We start from the raw sequence: 6,032 nt of genomic DNA on the forward strand, positions 1-6,032 counted from the left end.
GGCGTGAAACAAGAGAACAGCGCTTACAACCAAGTTATCGTTGGTGCTGACTACGACTTCTCTAAACGCACTTCTGCTCTGGTTTCTGCCGGCTGGTTGAAAGAAGGCAAAGGCGACTACAAATACGAGAAAACTGCTGGCACTGTTGGCCTGCGTCACAAATTCTAATCTTTGGATTAGTATGAAAAAGAGCCTGTTTTATGCAGGCTCTTTTTTATTCTTATGCCCTACCCTCAACGAAAATTAATTTAAGCGTTGTATATAAAAAGGCCGTCTGAAACCAATCAGTTTCAGACGGCCTTTAGTCTATCTATCCTTATTGCCAAATAACAATAAGTTCAACAGACAAGCTTTATTTCTCATTTAAAATCTTACCAACAATCTCGCCCACATCTTTGGACAAACCTTCTTGTGCATGGATGCGTTGCAACTCTTTAGTCATAACGGCTTTGCGGTTGGCTTCCAATTTGTTGCAGATGTTGAAAGCCTGCACCAGTCGAGCGGCAACTTGCGGATTAAAGCGGTCAATTTCCATCACTTTATCTGCTACAAAGCGGTAGCCGCTGCCGTCTTCTGCATGGAAGTGCGGAATATTACGACTGAAGCTCATCAATAAAGAACGGGCTTTATTTGGGTTTTCAATACTGAACTTAGGATGATTCAAGGCCGTCTGAACTTGCTGTAAAGTATCTTTACGGCGACTTGAGGCAATCAGGGCAAAGTATTTGTCCATTACCAAAGCATCATCGGCGAATTTATCGGCAAATTGTGTCAACAAACGATCGCGGATTTCACTTTCATTGCTGTTGATTGCAGATAAGATACCCCATTCGTGGGTCATGTTTTGCGCCATTGCTTCGTAATTCTCCGCAACGTGCTCGATATGCGCAGCGTCAGCACGAAGGATAAATGCCCTGCAAGCATTACGCAAAGTGCGCCAGCCGGCCAATTCCGGGCTGTATTCATAACGAACAGCGGCATCGGCTTGGTTTTCTTGCTCGGCAGCCTGACGGTTCAACTCGCGCCATTGAGGCAGGAACTTGACGGCAACGGAATTGAGCAAGGCTTCACGCGCTTGATGAACCTGAATCGGGTCAATATTTTCTTCTTCCGCCCATACATCGGTTTCAGACGGCATTTGCAGCAAAATGGCACGGAATGCCGGATCAAAGTCACCGGAAACCACCAAAGCCAAAGCATCCATCAATGCTTTGTGTTCCGGTAAAGGACGGCCTTCCGCCAATGCCTGACGGTTGGCATTAATGGCGCGATGATACAGGGTTTGAGCAGCCTCCCAACGTGCAAACTCATTTTCATCTGCCGCCAGCAAAGTCGCCAATTCTTGCTCGCTGTATGGATAGTTCAGGGTAACCGGTGCAGAAAAATCTCGTAGCAGAGACGGGATAACCGGCTCATTGACGCCGCCCAACACAAAAGTCTGCTCGGCTTCGGTCAATACCAAAACCGCCTCTTTCACCCGTTTGCCTTGATATTCAAACTCAACCGCTTCGCCTTTTTCATTCAGCAAACCGGTTTTGACCGGAATCATCATCGGCTGCTTGTCCGCCATATCGGGCGTGGCCGGAATGGTTTGTTTAATGGTCAATTCAAACGCTCCACCTTTCAGACGGCCTTGAGCATCTAAAACCGGCGTACCGGCTTGGCTGTACCATAAAGCAAACTGATCAAGATTGATGCCGTTTGCGTCTGCCATTGCGGCACGGAAATCATCACAAGTCACAGCCTGACCATCGTGGCGTTGGAAATACAGCTTCATGCCTTTTTGGAAGCCCTCTTCTCCGAGCAAGGTATGATACATGCGCACTACTTCTGCACCTTTTTCATAGACGGTCATGGTGTAGAAGTTGTTCATCTCCTCATAGCTGGCCGGGCGAACAGGATGCGCAGTCGGGCCTGCATCTTCAGGGAATTGGAACAAGCGTAGCATACGGACATTGTCGATACGGCGTACCACGCGGCTGGCTCGGTCGCCGGAAAACTCTTGATCGCGGAATACGGTCAAACCTTCTTTCAGCGACAATTGGAACCAATCGCGGCAGGTCACACGGTTGCCCGTCCAGTTGTGGAAATATTCGTGGCCGACAACAGATTCGATGCCTTCAAAGTCGGTATCGGTCGCGGTACGGCTGTTGGCCAGCACAAACTTGGTGTTGAAAATATTCAAACCTTTGTTTTCCATCGCGCCCATATTGAAATCGCCCACGGCAACGACCATGAAAATATCCAAGTCGTATTCCAAACCGAAGCGTGTTTCGTCCCATTTCATCGCATTTTTCAACGATTCCACGGCAAAACCGACTTTAGGTTTGTCTGTCTCAGTGGTGTAGAACTCGATTTTGACCTTACGGCCGCTCATGGTCGTGAAATAATCTTCCGTTACTGCTAAATCGCCTGCCACCAAAGCAAAGAGATAGCTCGGTTTGGCAAACGGGTCTTCCCATTTCACCCAATGACGGCCGTCTGAAAACTCGCCGCCATCGATTTTATTGCCGTTAGACAGCAACACCGGATAGCGTTTTTTGTCTGCAACGATGGTGGTGGTAAATTTAGACATGACATCCGGACGGTCGATGTAGAACGTAATTTTGCGGAAACCTTCCGGTTCGCATTGGGTGAACAGGTTGCCGCCGGAAGCATACAGACCCATCAGAGATTTGTTCTCAGCCGGCAAAATTTCGGTTTCTACTTCCAGCGTGAAGTTTTCAGACGGCACGCCTGCAATCGTCAGTTTTTCGTCTTCCAACACATAATCTACGGCCTGGCCGTTTACTTTCACAGACAGCAGTTTTGCCGAACCATCCAATACCAACGGCTCCCCTGCTCTTTCAGGTTGAACGGTCAGACTGGATTTGACGATGGTTTGCGGTTCTAAAATATCGAAATGCAGGTCGGTTTTCAGAATACGGTACGCTGGCGCGGCGTAGTCTTTCAAATAATGGATGGTTTTGCTCATTTGTTCTCTTTCAGAGTCATGCGGTAAATAGATGAAGCATATCGTTTCATCTAGCCTAAATTCAAGTGTTTTCAGAAAAAAAGCCGTCTGAAACCTAAAATTTCAGACGGCCTCCCTATTCAGGCAGCAAATCTAGTTGCCTGTCATTGCCAACTTACCACTGATACAGCGCACCGGCACCCACACCGACATGACCGTCGGTATTGGCCGAGAAGTTGCCTTTGACAATCCAGTTGCCGCCGTCGCTCATCGCAGACACGCCGATGGCCATAGCAGACTGGCCGCCATAGTAGCCGCTGCCGACACCAATACCGGTCGCACCCGGACGGGTTACCTGCGGAATCGAGCCTTGGGCAATCGCACCGGCCACACCCGCGTAGGCTTTCTTACCTACTTGGTTGATGTTGTTCTGCAACTCGGTACCCAAACCAATCAACTGGTTCACGTTTGCCGCGTCTGTACCGTCTTTACCCGGAGCCACGTTGGTAATGCGTTGGCCGCCGTTGTTCAGACCGACAGGAGACAATTTGACTTGGTTGTTCGGATTGTTTTCAGTCGGTGCAGCGATGGTTACGCCATCGTTGTTGACCACGGTATTGCCTGCGGTCAGACCATCTTTGTTCAACGCAACTTTATCTCCGACTTTCACGCCGTCGTTATTCATCACAGTATCGCCTGCTTTGAAGGTATCGGCATTCACGGTCTTCACGCTAATCTCGTCAGCCAACTTCAGTTGAGCGCCACCGGCTACGGTTTCGCTGATGATGTTGCTGTCGCCTTTAACGTTGATGGTGTCGCCCAATGCGTAGTTGTTGCTGCCTGTCGTACCGCCGAAGTTAATGCCTTTGGCGATAGTCGCAGCGTTGTTGGCTACGTTTTGGTTGGTTGCGTACAACTGGCTGCCGTTGACGGCATCTTTGCTGTTGGCATTGATGTCGCCATCCGCTACGTTGGTTACTTTGTTGCCCGCATTGTCCAAGCCGTCTTTAGTCAGGTTTACCTTGCCTGCTTTCAAGCCGTCTTTGTTCAATGCAACATCGTCACCAACTTTGACACCATCAGTATTCACTGCGGTATCGCCGGCTTTCACGCTGTCAACGTCCAAGTCTTTATTGGTAGCAACTTCATAAACAGTCTGACCTTTGTCACCTGTTTTTTCCGTCACAACGATGTTCTTACCTTGAACGACTTCAGTCTTGGACGCAGCAGCAGCTTGTTTCAGTTGAGAAACATTGACTGCATCGGTGTCATCCGTACCGGCTGCCACGTTGGTGATCTTGTTGCCGCCATTGTTCAAGCCAGCTTTGGTCAGGTTCACATCGCCAACTTTCAAGCCGTCTTTGTTCAATGCAACATCATCGCCAACTTTGACACCGTCATTATTCATCACGGTATCGCCTGCGGTAACACTGTCGACTTTCAGGTTTTTATCGGTAGCCACTTTGTAAATGGTTTGGCCATTGGCGCCGACATCCTGAGTTACAACAATGTTATCGCCTTGAACGACTTCGGTCTTAGCCGCAGCCGCAGCTTTGTTCAACTGAGCAACATTGACCGCATCAGTGTCATCGGTACCGGCTGCAACATTGGTAATCTTGTTGCCGCCATTGTCCAAGCCGGCTTTAGTCAGGTTGACATCACCAACTTTCACGCCGTCAGTATTGACTGTGGTATCACCGGCTTTCACGCTGTCAACTGCCAAGTCTTTAGCCAATTTGACTTCCAACTTATCAGAGCCATTCGCTACAACGCCGATATTGCCGTCTGAAAGTTTGGCTGCATCGGTTTGACCGCCAACAATATTCAGTTTCGTACCCGGTTTGCGTTCAACGTCTTTGCCGCTGTCACCACCGAAAGTCAAAGGCAGATTGGCAGTTGCATTGACGGCTTTGATTGCATCGTGGATATTGTTCTCACCAGTACCGCCAATATCAGTCATGCTGATGTTGCCGCCATTATTGGCCGCATTGCCACCCAACACATTCACCAACTGATCTTGGGCCGCATTCAGCTGCTCTTCAGTCGCCGCACGTTTGCCTTGGGCAAAGTCGCTACCGCCCAAAGTCGTATTGCTCAAGCCGCTGACTTCGCCTTTCTCGCCATCAATTTTCACCGGAGCCGCTTGACCGACATTCAACACATCGGCCAGTTTCAGCTGTGCGCCACCGGCTACGGTTTCGCTGATGATGTTGCTGTCGCCTTTGACATTGATGGTGTCGCCCAATGCGTAGTTGTTGCTGCCGGTGGTACCGCCGAAGTTGATGCCTTTGGCGATATTGGCGGCGTTGGTCGCTACGTTTTGGTTGGTCGCAAACAGTTGGCTGCCGTTAACGGCGTCTTTGCTGTTGGCATTGAGGTCACCGTCGGCTACGTTGGTAACCTTCTTGCCGGCGTTGTTCAAACCGTCTTTGGTCAGTTTGACATCACCCGCTTTAACGCCGTCTTGGGTCAATGCGACATCGTCGCCTACTTTCACACCGTCGTTGTTCACGGTGGTGTCGCCGGCTTCGACGCTGTTCACTACCAGGTCTTTTTTCAGCTTAACGGTCACTTTATCGTCTTGGGCTTCGGTGGTGATGTTGTCGTCGCCGGCAACGGTCACGGTGGAGCCGAGTTTTTCGATATTGGTGCTGCCGCTGTCGCCGTTGAAGGTCAGGCCTTTGTTGTCAACGGCGGTTTTGGCATCCACACCTTTTTGGATTTCGGCTTTGGTGTTATCCGCCAAGTCGATGCTGTAGTCGGTCACGTTGTTCGAGTCTGCAGCGGCGGCGGTAACGGTCAATTTGCTCGAACCGGCGCTCGCAGTCGTGCCTTTGGCGTTGACGGTGTAAACGTCTTGGCCGTTGGTGTCGACGGTTTTAACCACGTCTTTGATATTGGTACCGGCACGTACTTCGGTACGGGCGGCGGCGCTTTGCTGTTTCAGCTGGCTGTAGTTGACGGCGTCGTTGTCATCGGTACCGGCAGCAACATTGGTAATCTTGTTGCCGGCGGCATGGATGCCTGACTTGGTCACACTCGGGCCACCGGTAATGGTGAGGCCGTCTGAATTCAGTTT

At 50.2% G+C, this 6,032-nt stretch carries 3 protein-coding genes; 1 reads left to right on the plus strand and 2 read right to left on the minus strand.

Going from position 1 to position 6,032, the window contains the following annotated elements:
- On the plus strand, nt 1-168 hold a 168-nt coding region (locus tag ACTHSW_RS10660; protein WP_440373904.1), incomplete at its 5' end, for a porin.
- Nucleotides 169-352: 184 nt separating this feature from the next.
- Here ACTHSW_RS10660 and pepN read toward each other — a convergent pair.
- Nucleotides 353-2,974, minus strand: a complete 2,622-nt coding sequence (pepN, locus tag ACTHSW_RS10665; protein ID WP_070460250.1) for an aminopeptidase N — start codon at nt 2,972-2,974, stop codon at nt 353-355.
- Nucleotides 2,975-3,128: 154 nt separating this feature from the next.
- The coding region (locus ACTHSW_RS10670) for a YadA family autotransporter adhesin (protein ID WP_440373903.1) at nt 3,129-6,032 on the minus strand (2,904 nt) is incomplete at its 5' end.

This window comes from Neisseria sp. P0008.S004 (assembly GCF_051962755.1).
In the GTDB taxonomy this organism is placed as follows: Bacteria; Pseudomonadota; Gammaproteobacteria; order Burkholderiales; family Neisseriaceae; genus Neisseria; species Neisseria subflava_A.

Coding starts and splice junctions, on each gene's coding strand:
- pepN (WP_070460250.1), bottom strand. CDS start 2,974: ATGAGCAAAACCATCCATTATTTGAAAGACTACGCCGCGCCAGCGTAC.